The sequence below is a fragment of the Acinetobacter sp. LUNF3 genome, assembly GCF_022699605.1.
Taxonomy (GTDB): Bacteria; Pseudomonadota; Gammaproteobacteria; order Pseudomonadales; family Moraxellaceae; genus Acinetobacter; species Acinetobacter johnsonii.
Map to the genome: position 1 here is coordinate 2802774 of NZ_CP093968.1, position 19092 is coordinate 2821865.

Annotated in this window: 19 protein-coding genes; 13 read left to right on the forward strand and 6 right to left on the reverse strand. The window is 43.6% G+C overall.

Going from position 1 to position 19092, the window contains the following annotated elements; genetic code table 11:
- Positions 1–85: 85 nt before the first annotated feature.
- From leuS to MN200_RS13635, 6 genes are all read left to right on the forward strand, one after another.
- Positions 86–2707, forward strand: coding sequence for a leucine--tRNA ligase (gene leuS / locus MN200_RS13610; protein ID WP_114392683.1), 2622 nt, complete (start codon positions 86–88; stop codon positions 2705–2707).
- Positions 2708–2910: 203 nt separating this feature from the next.
- Positions 2911–3420 carry an LPS assembly lipoprotein LptE gene (gene lptE / locus MN200_RS13615; protein ID WP_058870310.1) on the forward strand — a complete coding sequence of 170 codons (510 nt, stop codon included), beginning with the start codon at positions 2911–2913 and terminating at the stop codon, positions 3418–3420.
- Positions 3421–3432: 12 nt separating this feature from the next.
- Positions 3433–4422 (forward strand): DNA polymerase III subunit delta, encoded by a 990-nt coding sequence (gene holA, locus MN200_RS13620; RefSeq protein WP_058870311.1) that lies wholly within the window; start codon positions 3433–3435, stop codon positions 4420–4422.
- 115 nt (positions 4423–4537) lie between these two features.
- Positions 4538–5872, forward strand: coding sequence for a MacA family efflux pump subunit (locus MN200_RS13625; RefSeq protein ID WP_058870312.1), 1335 nt, complete (start codon positions 4538–4540; stop codon positions 5870–5872).
- A 2-nt stretch (positions 5873–5874) separates the two neighbouring features.
- Positions 5875–7866 (forward strand): MacB family efflux pump subunit, encoded by a 1992-nt coding sequence (locus MN200_RS13630; protein ID WP_058870313.1) that lies wholly within the window; start codon positions 5875–5877, stop codon positions 7864–7866.
- A 9-nt stretch (positions 7867–7875) separates the two neighbouring features.
- Positions 7876–9285: an efflux transporter outer membrane subunit gene (locus MN200_RS13635; protein ID WP_058870314.1), complete on the forward strand. Its 1410-nt coding sequence runs from the start codon at positions 7876–7878 to the stop codon at positions 9283–9285.
- 24 nt (positions 9286–9309) lie between these two features.
- Here MN200_RS13635 and MN200_RS13640 read toward each other — a convergent pair whose 3' ends face one another.
- Entirely contained in the window at positions 9310–9726 is a 417-nt protein-coding gene (locus MN200_RS13640) for a hypothetical protein (protein WP_058870315.1), read from the reverse strand.
- A gap of 210 nt (positions 9727–9936) precedes the next feature.
- Between MN200_RS13640 and MN200_RS13645 the strand changes: the two genes are divergently transcribed.
- Positions 9937–10530: a hypothetical protein gene (locus MN200_RS13645; protein ID WP_058870316.1), complete on the forward strand. Its 594-nt coding sequence runs from the start codon at positions 9937–9939 to the stop codon at positions 10528–10530.
- Positions 10531–10632: 102 nt separating this feature from the next.
- On the opposite strand, the gene MN200_RS13650 is transcribed toward MN200_RS13645, so the two are convergent.
- The 3 genes from MN200_RS13650 to orn all read right to left on the reverse strand — a co-directional run bounded on the left by MN200_RS13650 (position 10633) and on the right by orn (position 13028).
- Positions 10633–11436 (reverse strand): enoyl-ACP reductase, encoded by an 804-nt coding sequence (locus MN200_RS13650; RefSeq protein ID WP_004697637.1) that lies wholly within the window; start codon positions 11434–11436, stop codon positions 10633–10635.
- A 144-nt stretch (positions 11437–11580) separates the two neighbouring features.
- A complete protein-coding gene (locus tag MN200_RS13655) occupies positions 11581–12315 on the reverse strand; it encodes a Bax inhibitor-1/YccA family protein (protein WP_004697636.1) in 735 nt (244 codons plus the stop codon).
- 158 nt (positions 12316–12473) lie between these two features.
- Positions 12474–13028 (reverse strand): oligoribonuclease, encoded by a 555-nt coding sequence (gene orn / locus MN200_RS13660; RefSeq protein WP_004697635.1) that lies wholly within the window; start codon positions 13026–13028, stop codon positions 12474–12476.
- A 124-nt stretch (positions 13029–13152) separates the two neighbouring features.
- Between orn and rsgA the strand changes: the two genes are divergently transcribed.
- The 4 genes from rsgA (at position 13153) to secB (ending at position 15467) form a co-directional block, all read left to right on the forward strand.
- Positions 13153–14211 carry a ribosome small subunit-dependent GTPase A gene (gene rsgA / locus MN200_RS13665; protein WP_004983468.1) on the forward strand — a complete coding sequence of 353 codons (1059 nt, stop codon included), beginning with the start codon at positions 13153–13155 and terminating at the stop codon, positions 14209–14211.
- Positions 14212–14308: 97 nt separating this feature from the next.
- Positions 14309–14716, forward strand: coding sequence for a rhodanese-like domain-containing protein (locus MN200_RS13670; RefSeq protein WP_004697633.1), 408 nt, complete (start codon positions 14309–14311; stop codon positions 14714–14716).
- A gap of 19 nt (positions 14717–14735) precedes the next feature.
- Positions 14736–14990 (forward strand): glutaredoxin 3, encoded by a 255-nt coding sequence (gene grxC, locus MN200_RS13675; RefSeq protein ID WP_004697632.1) that lies wholly within the window; start codon positions 14736–14738, stop codon positions 14988–14990.
- Positions 14991–15017: 27 nt separating this feature from the next.
- Positions 15018–15467, forward strand: a complete 450-nt coding sequence (secB, locus tag MN200_RS13680) for a protein-export chaperone SecB (RefSeq protein ID WP_004697631.1) — start codon at positions 15018–15020, stop codon at positions 15465–15467.
- A gap of 60 nt (positions 15468–15527) precedes the next feature.
- Here secB and MN200_RS13685 read toward each other — a convergent pair whose 3' ends face one another.
- Positions 15528–15917 (reverse strand): cytochrome b562, encoded by a 390-nt coding sequence (locus MN200_RS13685; RefSeq protein WP_242759653.1) that lies wholly within the window; start codon positions 15915–15917, stop codon positions 15528–15530.
- A gap of 76 nt (positions 15918–15993) precedes the next feature.
- A complete protein-coding gene (coaBC, locus tag MN200_RS13690; protein WP_242759654.1) occupies positions 15994–17268 on the reverse strand; it encodes a bifunctional phosphopantothenoylcysteine decarboxylase/phosphopantothenate--cysteine ligase CoaBC in 1275 nt (424 codons plus the stop codon).
- A 111-nt stretch (positions 17269–17379) separates the two neighbouring features.
- Here coaBC and radC point away from each other — a divergent pair, with 111 nt between their 5' ends.
- Positions 17380–18072, forward strand: a complete 693-nt coding sequence (radC, locus tag MN200_RS13695; RefSeq protein WP_242759655.1) for a DNA repair protein RadC — start codon at positions 17380–17382, stop codon at positions 18070–18072.
- 75 nt (positions 18073–18147) lie between these two features.
- Positions 18148–19059, forward strand: coding sequence for a bestrophin family protein (locus MN200_RS13700; protein ID WP_004983451.1), 912 nt, complete (start codon positions 18148–18150; stop codon positions 19057–19059).
- Positions 19060–19092: the final 33 nt, after the last annotated feature.

Sequence of the window (19092 nt, forward strand, 5' to 3'; positions counted from 1 at the left end):
TTATCTCAGGCGCAAAATTCACTTTTAGGTGCATTTTGCGCTATGCTGTGCAACAAACTTTTTAACCATTGTTCTACATACGTATATGACTACTCACATTGACCCTGAATATCAAGCGAGCGCGATTGAACCTACCGTCCAACAAGACTGGGAAGCTCGTAAAGCCTTTAAAGTTGCCGACTCTGTAGAAGGTCCACGTCGTTATATCCTCTCGATGTTCCCTTATCCAAGTGGCAAACTGCATATGGGTCATGTGCGTAACTACACCATTGGTGATGTCATCAGCCGTTTCCACCGCCTTAAAGGGGAAACTGTCCTGCAACCTATGGGTTGGGATGCTTTTGGTTTACCTGCTGAAAACGCTGCGATTGCACACCAAGTTGCACCTGCGAAATGGACCTTTGAAAACATCGCATATATGCGTGACCAATTAAAAAAATTAGGTCTATCCGTCGATTGGGATCGTGAATTTGCAACGTGTACCCCTGAGTACTACCGCTGGGAACAGTGGTTGTTCGTGCAACTTTATAAAAAAGGCCTTATTTACCGCAAACTTTCAACAGTAAACTGGGATCCTGTGGATCAGACGGTACTGGCCAATGAACAAGTTGAAAATGGTCGTGGCTGGCGTTCAGGTGCATTGGTTGAAAAACGTGATATTCCAATGTACTACTTCCGCATCACCGACTATGCACAAGAATTATTAGACGATTTAGACACATTAAAAGACGGTTGGCCACAGCAAGTCTTGACCATGCAACGCAACTGGATTGGTCGTTCACAAGGGATGGATATTACCTTCCCTTCTGCAAATCCTGACGTATATGCAGATGGCTTAACAGTATTTACAACACGTGCTGACACCTTAATGGGTGTGACTTATGTTGCAGTTGCAGCAGAACATCCAATGGCGCTGAAAGCCGCTGAAAGCAATGATGCTTTAAAAGCATTTATTGAAGAATGCCGTATGGGTTCTGTGGCTGAAGCTGACCTTGCCACGGCTGAAAAGAAAGGCATGGCAACAGGTCTGTCTGTGAAGCATCCTGTCACTGGCGAAGCAGTTCCTGTTTGGATTGCCAACTACGTGTTGATGTCTTATGGTTCTGGCGCAGTCATGGCTGTACCTGCACACGACGAACGTGATTTTGAATTTGCCAATAAATATGGCTTAACCATCAAACAAGTCATTGATGCTCAAGGTGCAGAAGATGCAGACTTTGATGCTGCACAATGGCAAGAATGGTACGGCTCTAAAGAAGGTAAATTGGTCAATTCAGCAGAATTTGACGGTTTAGACTTCCAAGCTGCTTATGATGCGTTCCTTGCAAAATTAGAACCAACAACTCTTGCAAGCACCAAAGTTCAGTTTCGTTTACGTGACTGGGGTGTATCGCGTCAGCGTTATTGGGGTTGCCCAATTCCAATGATCAACTGTGAAAAATGTGGTCAGGTTCCTGTACCTGAAGAGCAACTTCCAGTGGTCTTACCAACTAATGTCGTACCTGATGGCTCGGGTAACCCATTAAACAAGATGCCTGAGTTTTATCAAACCTCTTGTCCAAGCTGTGGTGGCGACGCACGTCGTGAAACCGATACTTTAGATACCTTTGTAGAGTCATCTTGGTACTATGCACGTTATGCATCTCCTGATTTTACTGATGGTTTAGTTAAACCTGAAGCTGCTCAAACATGGCTTCCTGTAAACCAATACATCGGTGGTGTTGAACACGCGATTCTGCACTTACTTTATGCACGCTTCTTCCATAAGCTAATGCGTGATGAAGGCGTAGTACAAGGCAATGAACCATTTACCAACTTGTTAACTCAAGGTATGGTTTTGGCAGACACTTATTACCGTGAAGCTGAATCAGGTAAGAAAACTTGGTTTAACCCTGCGGATATCGACCTCGAACGTGATGAAAAAGGTCGTATTCTGTCTGCGAAATACCAAGGTGATGGTCAGGACGTGATTGTGGGCGGCCAAGAGAAAATGTCGAAATCGAAAAATAATGGTATCGACCCGCAAGCTATTATTGATCAGTACGGTGCAGATACGGCACGTGTGTTCATGATGTTTGCTGCTCCACCAGATCAATCTCTTGAATGGTCTGATGCGGGTGTGGAAGGCGCAAACCGTTTCTTGAAACGTGTATGGCGTTTGGTTGCAAGCTTCCTTGAAAAAGGTAATGCTGCTTCTGCAATTGATACTGCTCAACTGTCTACAGAAGCACAAGACTTACGTCGTAAAACGCATGAAACCATCCAAAAAGTGGGTGATGACATCGAACGCCGCCATGCCTTTAACACGGCTATTGCAGCGATGATGGAACTGTTAAATGCGAACAACAAGTTTGAAGTGAAAAATGATAATGATGTTGCGGTTGCTCGTGAATCGATTACAACGCTTTTAACTTTACTTGCGCCATTTGCACCACATTTAAGCCAAACTTTATTGGCTGAATTTGGACTGGACTTAACCAGCGTGTTGTTCCCAACTGTGGACGCATCTGCTCTCACACGCAATACGCAAACGATTGTGGTTCAAGTGAATGGTAAACTGCGTGGCAAACTAGAAGTGTCTGTCGATACATCGAAAGATGAATTGCTTGCACTGGCTAAAGCATTACCAGAAGTTCAACAATTCTTGACAGGTCCAACCAAGAAAGAAATTGTGGTGCCAAATAAATTAGTGAATTTGGTGGTTTAAAAAGCTTTAAAACGCCTTCTTAAGTTCCCTCTCCTTCAAGGAGAGGGCTAGGGAGAGGTAAATTCCCCTCATCCCTAAGGGAGAAGGAACTGAAAACGATAAACAAAACCCAAACAAAGCCCGTTGCCAGTCAACGGGCTTTGCACATACAATCACGACATATTATTTTTCTTTTATCAAAAAGAGCAAACAGAGGACAACACATGCATTTAGGCAAACGTTTGGCAGCTATTGTTTTAACTTGTGGCCTAAGTGCTGGCTTGGTCGGGTGTGGCTTTCATTTAAAAGGCACCAATCCAAGCGCAACACCGATTGCTTATTCAAAAATGAATTTGGTGCTTCCGAAGAACACCGATGAGTTGCATGAAAAATTGGCCATTTATTTGGGTGCGTCGGGTGTACAGTTGAGCAGTGGTTCAGATGCCTATGTGCTTCGCGTGCTAGACTATAAACCACAGCGTTTAGAGCTGAACGGTAAACTGATTGAAGTATTACTACGCCTCAATGTCACCTTCCGTATCGAAGATGCCCAAGGCCGTCCAATCACTGAACCACGCACCGTAGTTGCAACGCGTAGTTATCAATACAACGTTGAAACCGTCAATACCGATGACCAAGAGAAAAACTATTTGAATCAAGTCATCGTGGATGATGTCGCACAGCAAATTGTGCGTCAGATTTCATCGAACCGTCTACCACCTGCACAGCAGTAAGGTTTATTAACAATGAAACTTGACTATTTGCAAGCCTTAAAACGTGTCGATGAAGCTCGCGGCGCGTGGATTATGCAAGGTCAAGAACCATTGCTTGAGCAAAATTTACTGGATGCCTTTCGAGCAAGTTGGCAAAAGCAAGAGATTGAACGACAACGGCATGACATCAACAATGTCAATGACTGGAAAAATGTCTTTAATGCACTCAATAGCTTGTCCTTATTTTCAAGTCAGCTTGCCATTGAAGTTCATGGCAATATTAAGCCCGATGCTAACGCCTTAAAGTTGCTAAAAAGCTATATCCAAACCAATGAACAAAACTTGCTTTTGGTGGTAATGCCAAAACAGGACAGCGCCAGCCTAAAAACGGGCTTTTTCCAAACGGTTGAAGCCAATGGAGTACATGTTGCCCTGACCGCGAATTATCCGCGTGACCGTCAGCAGATTTTAAGCATTGAAGCAGATAAGCTTGGGGTTAAACTGAGTCAGGATGCATGGCAGTGGTTAGAACAACACCATGAACACAACTTACTCGCAGCTAAAAATAGCTTAATGCGTGTCAGCGACACCTTTGCCGAGGTTGAGCTGATTCAGATTGATCATTTACATGCCTGCTTACAAGATCAGTCCCGCTATAGTACTTTCGATTTAAGTGATGCTCTGCTCGAAGGCAATTTGGCGCAATCCATTAAAATTTACCAATACCTAATTGCCTCAGGTGAACCCCTCAGTCTGATTTTGTGGAGTATCAGTAAAGAAATGCGTTTACTCATGCAACTGTTTGAGCAACCGCAAAATGCACTGCAACTGGGGATTTGGAAGAATAAAGTCAGCGTCTATCAACACGCCTTACGTCGACTGAATCCGCAGTGCTTTTTAACGTGGCCCAGTCTCCTGCTTCGCATTGATGCTTCGATTAAAGGTTTGGGGCATGAAAATGCTGAACATGTCGTGATGCAAGCCATTGCAACGCTGTGTGGAAAGTCACTCTTTCCCGCTTAAATTACCGCAACGAGTCTTTTTAAAATAATAATCATTTCTATTTGTTCAAAAAATTCACGATTTATCCGTATTTCGCTTTTATACTATCTGCAATTCTGTTTACTCCCTGATTCCAATGCAAAAAATAAAAGCTGTCAAAATGGTTATCGCGGTACTGTGTTTTGCCGTACTTGCTTATGTCGCGTGGACATATTTCAAACCAAAACAAGAACAACCACAGTATATTAGCGAATCGGTCACTCGTGGTGATCTTGAAAATACGGTATTGGCGACAGGTACTTTAGATGCAACTAAACTGGTGAGTGTCGGCGCACAGGTCTCAGGTCAAGTACAGAAAATGTATGTGCAACTTGGCGATGAAGTTAAACAAGGTCAATTGATTGCTCAGATTGATTCAACCACCCAAGAAAACAGCTTCAAAACAGCAGAAGCCAATATTAAAAATTTGCAAGCGCAGCGTCTACAACAAGAAGCCAGTCTTAATGAGGCGCAACTGGCATATAAACGTCAACAACAAATGTATGCACAAGATGCCACGTCAAAAGCAGAATTAGAATCGGCTGAGGCCAGCTATAAAACAGCACAAGCACAAATTAAAGCCATTGATGCACAGATTGAATCTGCAAAAGTAACCAAGTCGACCGCACAAACCAATATCGGTTATACCCGCATCGTGGCACCGACTGATGGTACCGTGGTGGCGATCGTGACTGAGGAAGGTCAAACGGTAAACGCCAATCAAAGTGCACCGACCATTGTTAAAATTGCAAAATTACAAAATATGACCATTAAAGCGCAGGTCAGTGAAGCCGACATCATGAAAGTTGAAAAAGGCCAACAGGTGTATTTCACCACTTTAGGTGATGACAGCAAGCGTTATGCCAGCCTACGTCAAGTTGAGCCTGCACCAGACTCGATTACCGATGAAAGTACCACCAGCACATCAACCAGCACCGCAATTTACTACAATGCTCTATTTGATGTACCCAACCATGATGGCAAGCTACGTATTGATATGACTGCACAAGTCTACATCGTGCTCGATTCTGCAAAAAATGCGTTATTAGTCCCTTCTTCTGCGATTTCCACTCGCCCTGCAAATGCAAAGCGTAACAGTGGTTCAAATACGCAAGCTGCGTCATCGACACAAAGCAAATCGGACCCAGACCGACCTCAAGGTCCACGTCTTGAACGTCTGAATTTAAATGCAACACAACAACAATTGGTTAAAGAAGGCAAAGCTACGCTGAGCGTGGTTCGTGTCTTACAAACGGACGGCTCAGCTCAACCCAAACAAATTTTGGTGGGGATCAATAACCGCGTCAATGCACAAGTGCTTGCAGGCTTAAAAGAAGGCGATCAAGTGGTGATTGCAGACAGTTCGGAAAACTCTGCGGCTTCTGCCAATAGCAGCAACCGCCGTCGTAACAGTCCACCAATGGGAATGTAAGCATGACCAAAAAAGCCTTGCTTGAAGTCAGCAATTTGGTGCGAGAGTTTCCAGCTGGCGAAAGTACTGTCCAAATTCTCAAAGGCATTGATCTAACCATTTACGAAGGTGAATTGGTTGCCATTGTCGGCCAGTCAGGTTCAGGTAAATCGACCCTGATGAATATTTTGGGCTGTCTCGACCGCCCAACCTCAGGAAGTTATCAGGTCAATGGTCGCGAAACTGGTAAACTCGAACCTGATCAATTGGCCGAATTACGTCGTGAGTATTTTGGTTTTATTTTCCAGCGTTACCATCTTCTAGGTGACTTAACCGCAGAAGGTAATGTTGAAGTCCCTGCGGTTTATGCAGGGGCAACACCATATGCACGGAAACAACGTGCCACTGCTTTACTGACAGAATTGGGACTGGGCAATAAAACTCAAAACCGTCCAAGTCAACTTTCTGGGGGGCAGCAACAACGTGTCTCCATTGCACGTGCGTTGATGAATGGCGGTGATGTCATTCTCGCTGACGAACCGACAGGTGCCCTAGACTCGCATAGTGGCGTGGAGGTGATGCGGATTTTGCGTGAGTTAAATGCCGCAGGCCATACCATTATTTTGGTCACCCACGATATGCAAGTGGCGAAAAATGCCTCGCGGATTATCGAGATCAGCGATGGCCAAATCATTGCAGACCGTGTCAATCAACCTGAGCACGACACTGAACTACACAGTGACCCTGATGCAGAAACTGCGATTTCTGCCCAGCAAGAAAAAAATAAAAGTGTTTCCGCATGGCGTTCCCTGCTCGACCGTTTAGGTGAAGCCTTCCGTATGGCACTTTTGTCGATGAATGCACACCGCATGCGAACCTTTTTGACCATGCTTGGTATTATTATCGGGATTGCCTCCGTCGTGACAGTGGTGGCTTTAGGAAATGGATCACAACAGCAGATTTTAAGTAACATCAGCAGTTTAGGCACCAACACCATTACGGTGTTCCAAGGTCGCGGTTTTGGTGATAACTCCAAAACGGCCAACTTTAAAACTCTTGTTCCTGCCGATGCTGAAGCGCTCGCCACCCAACCGTATGTGAGTGCGGTTAGTCCAATGGTGAGTTCATCTAAAACCATTCGCTATCAACAAAGTGAAGCCAATGCCACCATTAATGGTGTCGGTGGCGATTATTTCACAGTGAAAGGCCTGACCTTCAAAAATGGACAAACCTTTGACCAGCGGAGCGTCCGTGACCGCACCCAAGACGTGGTCATTGACACCAATACACAAAAACAGTTTTTTAGTGATGGTAGCAGTCCGATTGGGCAGGTCGTACTTTTGGGCAGTGTCCCTGCACGAATTATTGGTGTCGTCGAACCACAAACCAGCGCTATGGGTTCCGATGATACGTTGAATGTATATATGCCCTACACCACGGTCATGAGTCGTATGCTCGGTCAAAGTAATGTGCGTAATATCGTGGTGCAAATCAACGATAAGTACTCCACCAGCGCGGCTGAAAACGCAATTGTGAACTTACTCACCTTGCGTCATGGTCAACAAGATGTGTTCACCATGAACAGTGACAGTATTCGCCAAACCATTGAAAAGACCACCAGTACCATGACTCTGCTGGTTTCCGCAATTGCCGTGATTTCTTTGGTGGTGGGCGGTATTGGTGTAATGAACATTATGTTGGTCTCAGTGACCGAACGGACGCAAGAAATTGGGGTTCGAATGGCAGTGGGTGCGCGTCAAAGTGATATTTTGCAGCAGTTCCTGATTGAAGCCATTTTAGTCTGCCTGATTGGTGGGGTGTTAGGGGTATTGCTCTCGCTGGGTCTAGGACAAATCATTCAAAAATTTGCTGGGGGTAATTTTGGGGTTGCCTACTCAACCACGTCTATTATCGCCGCATTTGTATGCTCGACTTTAATTGGTGTGGTGTTTGGTTTCTTGCCTGCAAAAAATGCAGCCAAACTCGACCCTGTTGCAGCACTTGCCAGAGAATAAGGAAAAAATATGCCTTTTTTATTAACGCGCCTTTGTACCGCGATGCTGCTTGGCAGCACTTTGGTTGGCTGTGCAGCTGTGGTTAAAACCCCTTATCAAGCACCAGCAGTACAGACGCCGACTCAGTTTCAATACGACAAAGCAACCTCACAACAACGTCAACAAGCCCTGTATGCCGATCAATGGTGGACGTTATTTGGCGATGCACAACTCAATCAACTGGTCGATGCTGTGCTCGCAAAAAATGCTGATTTGGCCGTTGCAGGGATGACCTTAAAACAAGCGCGCTTACAAGCAGAACTGGCTGAGAATCAGCAAAAGCCACGGGTGAACTCTACGGTGTCTACAGGCCATCAGTTTGACTTAAACTCAGGCAATGACAGCTCAAGTGGTCTGTCTTTGGGTGCTGGCTTAAGTTATGAAGTCGATTTATTTGGTAAATTGGCCCGTCAAACTGAAGCAAAGAGATGGGAAGCACTGGCAACTGAGCAAGATTTACAAGCCACTGCTCAAAGCTTAATTGGCACCACGGCGAAGTTATATTGGCAGTTGGCCTATTATAATGAAAGCCGTACAACTGCCGAGCAAAGCCTTGCGACCTCACAAAAACTCTACGATCTGGTTAAAGTTCAGTATCAAGCTGGTGCTGTATCAGGACTGGACTTAACTCAAGCTGAACAGTCCGTACAAAGTCAAAAAGCCAGTCTAAGTCAAATTCAACAAAGCTTGGTCGAGACCCGTACCGCAATTGCCGTGTTACTACATATGCCTGTACAGCAGTTGAGTATTGATGAACCTCAGCGTTTACCACGATTAGCTTTGCCTAGTATTACTGCGGGTTTACCTGCCGACATTTTATCGCGCCGTCCAGACTTAAAAGCGGCTGAGCTACGTTTACGTGAGAGTTTAGCGACCAAAGATGCCACCACGGCAAGCTATTATCCTTCGATCAGCTTGACTGGGAATCTTGGTTCAAGCAGTACCTCACTCACCCAACTGCTCAAAAACCCTGCCCTAACCTTAGGCGCAAGTTTAAGTCTACCGTTCTTGCAATATAACGACATGAAACGCGACCTTGCGATTAGTCAATTGGACTATGAAAAAGCCATCGTGCAATATCGTCAAACCTTGTACCAAGCCTTTGCCGATGTGGAAAATGCACTGTCTGCGCGAACTGAGTTGAGTCAACAAGTGCAATTGCAACAGCGGAATTTAGAGCTTGCTGAGAAAGTGGAGCGTTTGACCCAAGTGCGTTATCGCTATGGTGCCGTGGCTTTAAAAACCTTGTTGGATCAACAAGAAACCACGCGTACTGCGCGCTTAACATTGGTCAATACCAAACAAAGCCAATACAACGCCTATGTGACGTTGATGCAAGCCTTGGGTGGAAGTCCTGTAAAAGAACTACCAAAACAATAGCCCTAGCACTATTGCTTTATTCTCTTATTCTTTCACCAGATCTGGATTATTCTGGATCTGGTGAATACGTTTAATATTGTCTTGATCATCAAAAACAACTTCATACGAAAGTTGCTGACCATCGAAATACATCTCGGCTGGAGAGCCAATCACTTCCCATAGACCAATCGAGGCAATATCCGCAGTCGTGTGCCATAACGTACGGCTGATTCTAGCTGCTTTTGAGTAGCCCTGTTGGAAAGTATAAATCTCTTTACGCTCTCCATTGATGGTTTCTGAGGTAACTGGTGCACCCAATTCAGAAATCACATAGTTACGATGCTTTCCAACCTCTAAAACAGTCAAATTCTTTTTATGCGGCTGGTTACTCGCCATCACTGCGGCACAACCTTGAAGTGAAAGAAGAGTGACTAATCCAAAAACAACTGTTATTTTTTTCACGCTTTAACCTACCCCGAAAGCTAAAAATTATATTTTTATCGACATTATCTTTAGAATTTTAATTCAACAAAAACTAGGATTTATTAGCATATAAAATATTCGATGACAAATGATTAGTTATATCCGTCAGTTTATTTTTAATATATTTCTAATAGTGATAGAAATATATCATATGTATAACAGTAATAAATTTCTTTATAGAGATCGAATATGGATGAAAAAGTTAAGGCGTCTTGGGAACGAGCACTTCATCCCAAAACACTTAAAACGAATATTATTACTGCATCAATATTTTCAATGGCTTTCGAAATGCTCAAAAGTAGTATTATCGAAAAAATTGAGAGCTTCTTTACAAATGGATTCAATGAAAATGGAATGATTGTTGATCCAGAATATAAAGAAAAGGTACTTTCACTCAATAGAAGTCCTCTCTATGCATCATTGAAATGGTTGCAAGATATGGATGCCATTGACGATAATGACTTAGAGAGATTCGAGCATATTAAAAGATGCCGTAATACCTTAGCTCACGAAATGCTTACCTTTGCCTCATCAGGTGTCGACTTTGATGTAACGGAGGCATTCAATGAGATGATCGGACTACTACATAAAATCGAAATTTGGTGGTTTGAAAACTTAGAAATGGCAATCACCCCAGAAGCTTACCCTGAAGATCTTGACTTAGATCAGGTGACACCAGGTCCAGTATGGGCTCTTCAAATGCTTATTGATGTAGCACTTGGTCCAGAGGAAGTGGCGAGAAAATATTATGACTACTTTTTCGAAAATGCAGATAAAACTTAACAATGGGCTGCTATCAGACAGACTTTCTCTACATAATTAAGTTTTTTCTAAAAACAAAGCCGCTATAAAAGCGGCTTTGTCATATGATTTGAATCAATCTAATTAGTCATCGAGCATCAAGTCTGGGCTCATCCCCACAGTATTGAAACCTGCATCGACATACATGATTTCACCCGTAATACCATTTGCCCAAGGTGAGCAAAGGAATAATGCAGCATTCCCCACATCTTCAATGGTCACATTACGTTTAAGTGGTGAAATTTTTTCGTTTACGTCTAACATTTTGCGGAACGATTTAATACCTGATGCCGCCAAAGTACGGATTGGGCCTGCTGAAATCGCATTCACACGAATCCCTTCTGCACCCAAGCTTGAAGCCAAATAACGTACGCCCGCTTCTAATGATGCCTTCGCCATACCCATCACGTTGTAGTTTGGCATCACACGCTCAGAACCTTGGTAAGTCAAGGTCAATAAGCAACCTTGACGAACTAAAAGCAATGGCTTCGCAGCACGCGCCATAGCAATAAAGCTATATGCACTGATGTCATGTGCCACTTTAAAACCATCACGATCCGTTACATCGGTAAAGTCACCATCTAAGGTATGCGCAGGCGCAAAACCAATCGAATGCACCACACCGTCTAAACCATCCCAATGTTTTGCCAATTCAACAAAAGTTTGTTCAATTTCAGCGTCGACAGCCACATCACATGGTAGAACAATCGTTGAGCCAAATTGTGCTGCAAATTCATCTACACGTTTTTTCAGTTTTTCATTTGGATAAGTAAACGCAAGCTCCGCGCCTTCACGGTGAAGCGCTTGAGCAATACCAAATGCGATTGATAATTTACTTGCAATACCTGCTACTAAAAAACGCTTTCCAGCCAATAGTCCTTGTGCCATGTGACTCTCACTCAAAATAATTTATCTGCATAATGCCAAGTTTAAGTTGAAACCGAAATTGCATAATGCGCCTTTTTTCAATTCATCAACATTCAATAACAAATACGCCCCAATGAAGGGGCGTATTTGTTAAAACTAGGGCGATTAGTCATCGCCACGCAGCATGCTGAGTAGACGTAGGAATGAATAGTACATCCACACCAAAGTTGCTAGTAGCGCAATACCACACAGCCATTCCATCGCTTTCGGAGCGTGTTGTGCCGCAGCACTTTCAATCAAATCAAAATCTAGAATTAAGTTCAGTGATGCAATCACTGCAACAAAAGCGGCAAAACCTAGACCTAATAAGTTGTTTTCGAATAAAAATGGAATACTTGAACCAAAAGCCAAACGCATGACCATCTGCACCACAAAGACAATCGCGATGGCAATTGATGCTGACATCACTACCGATTTGAATTTTTCAGTGGCACGAATAATTTGAAAACGATACAAACCAAACATCACTAAAGTGGTGACAAAAGTTGCCAACAACGCTTGTAAAGGTACACCCGGATATTTCAATTGGAAGATAACCGACACCCCACCTAAAAAAGCACCTTCAAACAAGGCATACGGAATGGCAAGGGTACGCGCAGTATTTGGTTTAAAGGTCGCAATTAAACCTAGAATCAGACCACCAATTGCCCCGACTAAGGTTGCAGCATAGGCCAGCGAAATATTTAAGGTCATGAAACAGTATAAAAATAGTGCCATACCGACCACAGCTGCAATCACTGTAAGTAATACAGACTTCTGAATAGCACCTTGAACAGTCATCGGTTGACTATAGTCCGCATGTGTTTCCACGCGGTTCAAAATAGGGTTATTACTTTGCATAACTCAACTCTTTGTTATAATTTAATTAATTTACTTTATCATAAAGCGTGTTTTAAACTTGTATAGCAAAAAAGTGTTTCTTTTTTCTACACAAACACCCTCAGCTCTATTCTATTCGATTTCAATAAAAAAGAGGCTAACGCCTCTTTCTTTACTACTTATTTATTCATAATAAAAAAGTATTCACGATAATACTTCAGTTCCGCAATCGAATCACGAATGTCATCCATCGCTAAGTGTGAAGCATTCTTTTTCAAGCCACTCATAATTTCTGGACGCCAGCGTTTTGCCAACTCTTTTACCGAAGACACATCTAAATTACGATAATGGAAATATTGTTCCATTTCAGGCATTAAACGATGTAAAAAACGGCGGTCTTGGCAGATTGAATTGCCACACATCGGTGAGCTTTTTGGATTGACCCATTTCTTTAGAAATTCTAAAGTTTGCTGCTCCGCATCTTGCGCAGTCAATTTACTGCGACGTACACGTTCAATTAAGCCTGATTGACCATGTTGACGGGTGTTCCACTCATCCATTGCATTCAGTACACGGTCTGGCTGATGTACAGCAAGCACAGGCCCTTCAGCTAAAATATTTAAGTTATCATCCGTCACAATTGTAGCAACTTCAATAATTTGGTCATTATCAGTATCGAGACCTGTCATTTCAAGGTCAATCCAAATCAAACGCGTATCAGCGGTGCTGCTCATAAATGTGCAATCTTATTCGGCTTAAAAACGATGATAGTAGCAAATTAATTGCTTCGATGCTGTAACTGATACCCTGCTTCGTGCTATTTTTGCCATCTTGAATTCATGGTTTTTTAGGATATGAATGGCTTTAATTCGTAAACGTCGTTTAACTGAACAGCAACAACGTCGCATTCAGAAACAACAGCAAACACGTCAAGAAGATATCGACACTTCAAATGATTTAGAAGGCTTGGTGGTACAACACTACGGCCGTCAGCTTGAAGTGCAAGCCCTTACGACTCCAGATCCACATCCCATCAAACCGACGGTACAAGCAGGTGAACCTGAGCCGTTTTGGAAACCGATTGAACTCGGCAGTATTTGGCGCTGTCATACACGCACCAACCTCGAACTACTGGTCACAGGTGATCGTGTCAAATGGCAAGCCGACCCAAATACAGGGCTCGGGATCATCAATGCCATACAGCCACGTCAGTCACTACTGACTCGTCCAGACCGTTACCATAAAGTAAAACCTGTCGCGGCCAATATCAGTCTGATTGTGATTGTGTTTGCGCCACTGCCTGAGCCTGCACCAGGTTTGATTGACCGTTATTTGGTGGCCTGTGCCGATGCCAACATTCCAGCACTTTTAGTGCTGAACAAAACCGATTTGCTCAAAGACAATGACCCGATTTTAGCGTTGATTGCGGAATATCAAGCCTTAGGCTATGAAGTGATGCAAACCCAAGCTGATGGCGATTTAACCGCACTGACTCAGCGTTTAAAAAATGAAACAGTGGCTTTTGTTGGCCAGTCTGGTGTTGGCAAAAGCACCCTGATTAATGCCATCGTGCCTGACGCTGCACAAAAAACCAATGTGATTTCTGAAAACTCCGCCTTAGGGCAGCACACCACGACCTCTACCCGTTTGATTGGTTTTGGTGAAGGCGCTTCGCTGATTGACTCACCAGGAATTCGTGAGTTTGGTTTATGGCACTTAGATGCGGACAAAGTGCAACGCGGCTTTCCTGAAATTGAAAACTTGCTGGGCTACTGTCAGTTCCGTAACTGCACCCATAAACATGAAAAACAATGCGCTTTACGCTTAGCTGCGGCAAATGGTGAAATTTTAACGCGCCGTTTAGACAGCTATTTACGTCTGATTGATGAAATTGCTGAAGCTCAGCAAAAAAATTAATTTTTATTCAACCTTAGCCCTTGAAGCGGTGATTTTGATCACCATATTTTATGAGCTATACTCTCTAGCAATTTTTGAATTGTAATTTAGGTGACTTGTGGAACGTTGGTTCGAGTTTATGGGGAATCACCCCTTCTTATTTGGAACACTTGCGGTATTGGTTGTTTTGTTTTTCGTACTAGAAGGACAACGCAATGGTCGCAAAATTTCACCACAATCTTTAGGTATTTTAGTGAAAGCTAAAAATGCCATGTTGATTGACTTACGTGATGCCAAAGATTTCCGTGAAGGTCATATCAGTGGAAGTCGCAACATTCCCTACAGCCAAATTACAAAACATGCTGAAGAGTTAAAAGCTGCAGATCGTCCACTCGTGTTCATCTGTAACTTAGGCCAAGTGGCAGGTACCGCTTTACAACAAGTTGCACATACTGACAGCTATCGTTTAGATGGCGGGATTAGCAACTGGAAGGCTCAAGGCTTACCACTGGTTAAAGCTAAATAATTCGCACAAGGAGAAACTCATGGCTCAAGTCACTATTTACTCAACGACTGTATGTCCATATTGCGTTCGCGCAAAGCAGCTCCTTGAGCGTAAAGGCGTCGAATATAAAGAAATTAATTTATCTAAAGAAGCGCCAGAAGTCCGCATTGAATTGATGCAACGCACCAATCACCGTACGGTTCCACAAATTTTTATTGATGACCAATTTATTGGTGGTTTTGATCAACTTTATGCTTTAGAGCGTGAAGGCAAACTCGACCAACTATTGGCATAATTAGCTCAGCATATTAAGGATTAGAAAATGAGTGAAGCTCAACCACAACTTGCTTTAGAACGTATTTACACAAAAGATATTTCTTTTGAAGTCCCTGGGGCGCAAGTTTTTACCAAAGAATGGCAACCAGAGTTGAACATCAACTTGTCATCTTCTGCTGAAAAAGTTGATCCAACTCACTACGAAGTTTCACTTAAAGTGGTTGTACAAGCAAACAATGCAGGTGACACGGCGTTTATTGTCGATGTTACTCAAGCAGGTATTTTCCTTGTAGATGGTGTTGAAGAAGAACGTCTTCCGTACATCTTAGGTGCATATTGCCCGAACATCTTGTTCCCGTTCCTTCGTGAAGCGGTGAATGATATGGTGACTAAAGGCAGTTTCCCACAATTGTTGCTTACACCAATTAACTTTGATGCTGAGTTCGAAGCAAATATGCAGCGTGCTCAAGCAGCCGCTGTTGAAGGTCAAGCTTAAAACTTTAAGCCCTTCGAACAATAAAAAGACCGCTTTTGCGGTCTTTTTTATTGTACTGAATTATTTAAATGCTTTATGGCCTTGCTGCTTAATAGCCTCAAACTTGGCTGAACTTTGTTTGGCTTCCGCAAGTTTCCCTGCCTGTAGCAAATGTTGAGCATGTTCAATTTCTTGGGTTAATGCATCAAACTTTTGTTCATATTGTTTCACTTTAACACTGTCTTTTGGTTGTTTCACCAAACGGTCAGGCTTGTTTTGTTTGGCGGTTGCCGCAGCTTTTTGCATTTCAGTTAATGCGGTATTCGCCTCTGTGGCAGTCTTGGCTTGATTAAAAGCTTTTGAGTTTTTCGCCAAAGATTTCATCGCACCTTCTAGCACTTCCGACGCTTGTGCAAGTCCTGCCAAACATAAACCGCTGCTCAACAGCACAACCTTTAATAATATTTTCATTCTTATTCCTATGAGTTTGCAAAAAAATGCAGCCTAAGGCTGCATTGAATATCGCAAAAATTAAGACCAATGTAAATTAAAAATCATCATCACTTTCAGGGTCTCGATGTAAAGCATCGTGAATCGCTTCAACCAACTGTAAAGCAATTTCTTGTTTTGATGCTTTTTCCAAATCGCGCTTTTCCATTTTATAGCTTTCTGCAAAAAAGACCGTCATCGCATTTTCATCAGAAGCAAAACCAATATCAGGACGTGACACATCATTACAGGCAATCATATCGAGCTTTTTCGCCACCAATTTACCTGCGGCATATTCCTCAACATTGCGTGTTTCTGCTGCAAAACCCACCATGAATGGGCGTTTATCTTGCTGTGCAATGGTCGCCACAATATCAGGGTTTTTGATTAAAGAAACATTGAGCTCGTCCCCTGCTTTCTTAATCTTATGCTCTGCAACTTCTGCGACGCGATAGTCTGCAACAGCAGCGGTCGCGATAAACACATCACAGCCTTCATCCAACATTTGCATGCTGGTATCCAGCATTTTCATGGCAGATGAAACATTGATACGACGTACACCGTTCGGTGTGTCTAAACTGACAGGGCCTGCAATTAAAGTCACTTGGGCTCCAGCCGCATAACATGCAGCAGCAAGGGCAAAGCCCATTTTTCCCGTACTATGATTGGAAATATAACGTACAGGATCAATCGCTTCACGTGTTGGGCCTGCGGTAATGGTGACCTTTTTACCCGCCAACATCCCAAACTTTTCCGCCATGGCACGTTGTGCCTTATGGAAGTATTCTGTTACCTGATGCGCCAAATCCTCAGGCTCAGGCATACGGCCTAACCCGACATCACCACAAGCTTGTGCACCCGCATCTGGCATGATCACATGCACGCCATCTTCCACCAAAGTCGCTAAATTACGCTGTGTCGCTTTTGCTGCCCACATTTGTTGGTTCATGGCTGGTGCGACCCATACAGGGGCTTTGGTGGCTAAATATAAAGTAGAAAGCAGGTCATCGGCTAAACCCGCAGCAAACTTTGCAATGGTGTTGCAACTGGCAGGCGCAACCAAGAGTAAGTCTGCCCAACGTGCCAGCTCAATATGCCCCATGCCCGCTTCAGCTTCAGGGTTGAGAAGTTCTGTATGGACGGGGTTACCCGACAAAGCTTGAAAAGTTAGCGGCGTAATAAAAGCCTGTGCACCTTCGGTCATCACCACACGGACTTGAAAACCCGCATCTTTTAAACGGCGAACCAAAATGGCACTTTTATAGGCAGCAATACCGCCCGTAACAGCTAAAAGGATATTTTTATTTGGAATTACACTGAGATCAAAGCTCACGAACAGGCTACCTTTCTGTTGCAGTGGCGCTCACAATAGCATTAAATAGTCTCGTACCCAATCATCGATTGGGCCCTGTTTCTCAGATTAAGAATAAAAAAGTATAAAATAATGCACTTATCCATAAAAAAATGGCCTGAACAAGAACGACCACGTGAACGCTTATTACAACAAGGGCCAGCCAGCCTCTCCGATGCAGAACTGTTAGCCATTTTCATCCGTTCGGGTTCAACGCAACATTCTGCGGTCGAATTGGCACGTCTTTTGTTGCAACATTTTGGTAGTCTGAATGCGGTTTTCGATGCTGAACTGCCCGAGCTCAGCCAATTTCACGGCATTGGCCCGACCAAGTATTCACAATTAATGGCCGTCAAAGAATTGGGACGACGCTACAGTAGCCAGCAGCTCAAGCAACAAAAGTTGGAACTCAATCATTCAGCTCAATTGCTCAAGTTTTTACAGTATGAATTTTCTGGCGAAAACCAAGAAGTCTTTGCGGTACTCTGCTTGGATGCACATTTAAGAAAAATAAACTTTAAAAAATTGTTTTTTGGCGCAGTCAATTCTTGTGAAATTTCGATCAACCAATTGCTCCGTTATTGTATTGCTCAACATGCTACCTTTATCGTGATTGCCCATAATCATCCGCTTGGAAAAGCTCAACCCTCCAGGGCGGACATCGAACTGACCGAGCGCATTCTTCAAGCCACTCAGCTCGTGGACATTCAACTGATTGATCATTTCATTTTATCGCCCGAAGGTGCTTTTTCTTTTGCTGAACACGGTCTGATCCAACCCGCTTAAATATGCAGACAAATGATTGACAAATACGGTGACAAATATGAAGATCAAGCAAAATTGTAAAAGAATTCTAATCACATGATTGTGCGTGATCAGCCCAGTATTTTTAAGGTGCTTTTTTCATGGCGTGGCACCATTCTTCCCAAAGTTTTACCCCCTTTGGGCGTGGTCATGTTGGTCTCTGCCATTATTGGCATTTTGTCCTATGTCGGCTATTTCCACTTCCCTGAACTGCCTTTGGTCGGCTTCACCCTCATTGGGGTGGTACTTTCTATTTTCCTCGGCTTTAAAAATAGTGCCTGCTATGACCGTTGGTGGGAAGCGCGAAAGTTATGGGGCATTTTAATTGCTAACTCACGTCACTTTGACCGCGACTGTCGTATCTTGACTCAAGGTCGTCGTGAACGTGTGATTCAACATGTGATTGTCTTTGCCAATGTCTTGCGTGACCGTTTACGCCATCAAACAGCCAATCCAACAGAACTGGTGGAAACCAGTGGCTTAAGTCAAAATGCACTGACTCAGCTATATCAACAAGCCAATGCCCCGCAGTACACGCTCAGCTTAATTCAGTGGGAGTTGATGCAGGCATTAAAAGAAGGTGAAATTAGTGACATTGTCTATGCGCAGTTGAACCAGCACGTTGCTGACCTGAGTGTGGTGCAAACTGGTTGTGACCGTATTGCGACAACGCCGCTACCTTTTGCGTACTCGGTATTACTCAATCGTACGGTGTATTTTTTCTGTCTCATTTTACCGTTTAGCTTAGGCTCAACCTTGGGTATTTTCACCCCGCTATTGGTTGGTGTGTTGGCCTATACCTTCTTAGGACTCGATGCTTTGAGCTCGGAAATTGAAGAACCTTTCGGAACGCAAAGTAATGACTTGCCGCTGGACTCGATGGTACGCACCATCGAAATTGAACTGCTTGGGACTTTAGGTAAACCGACCCCTCCACCCATTCAAGCACAAGACAATAACTTACTCTAATCAAGCGCACGCTGACCTTCTCTTAGGCTATAT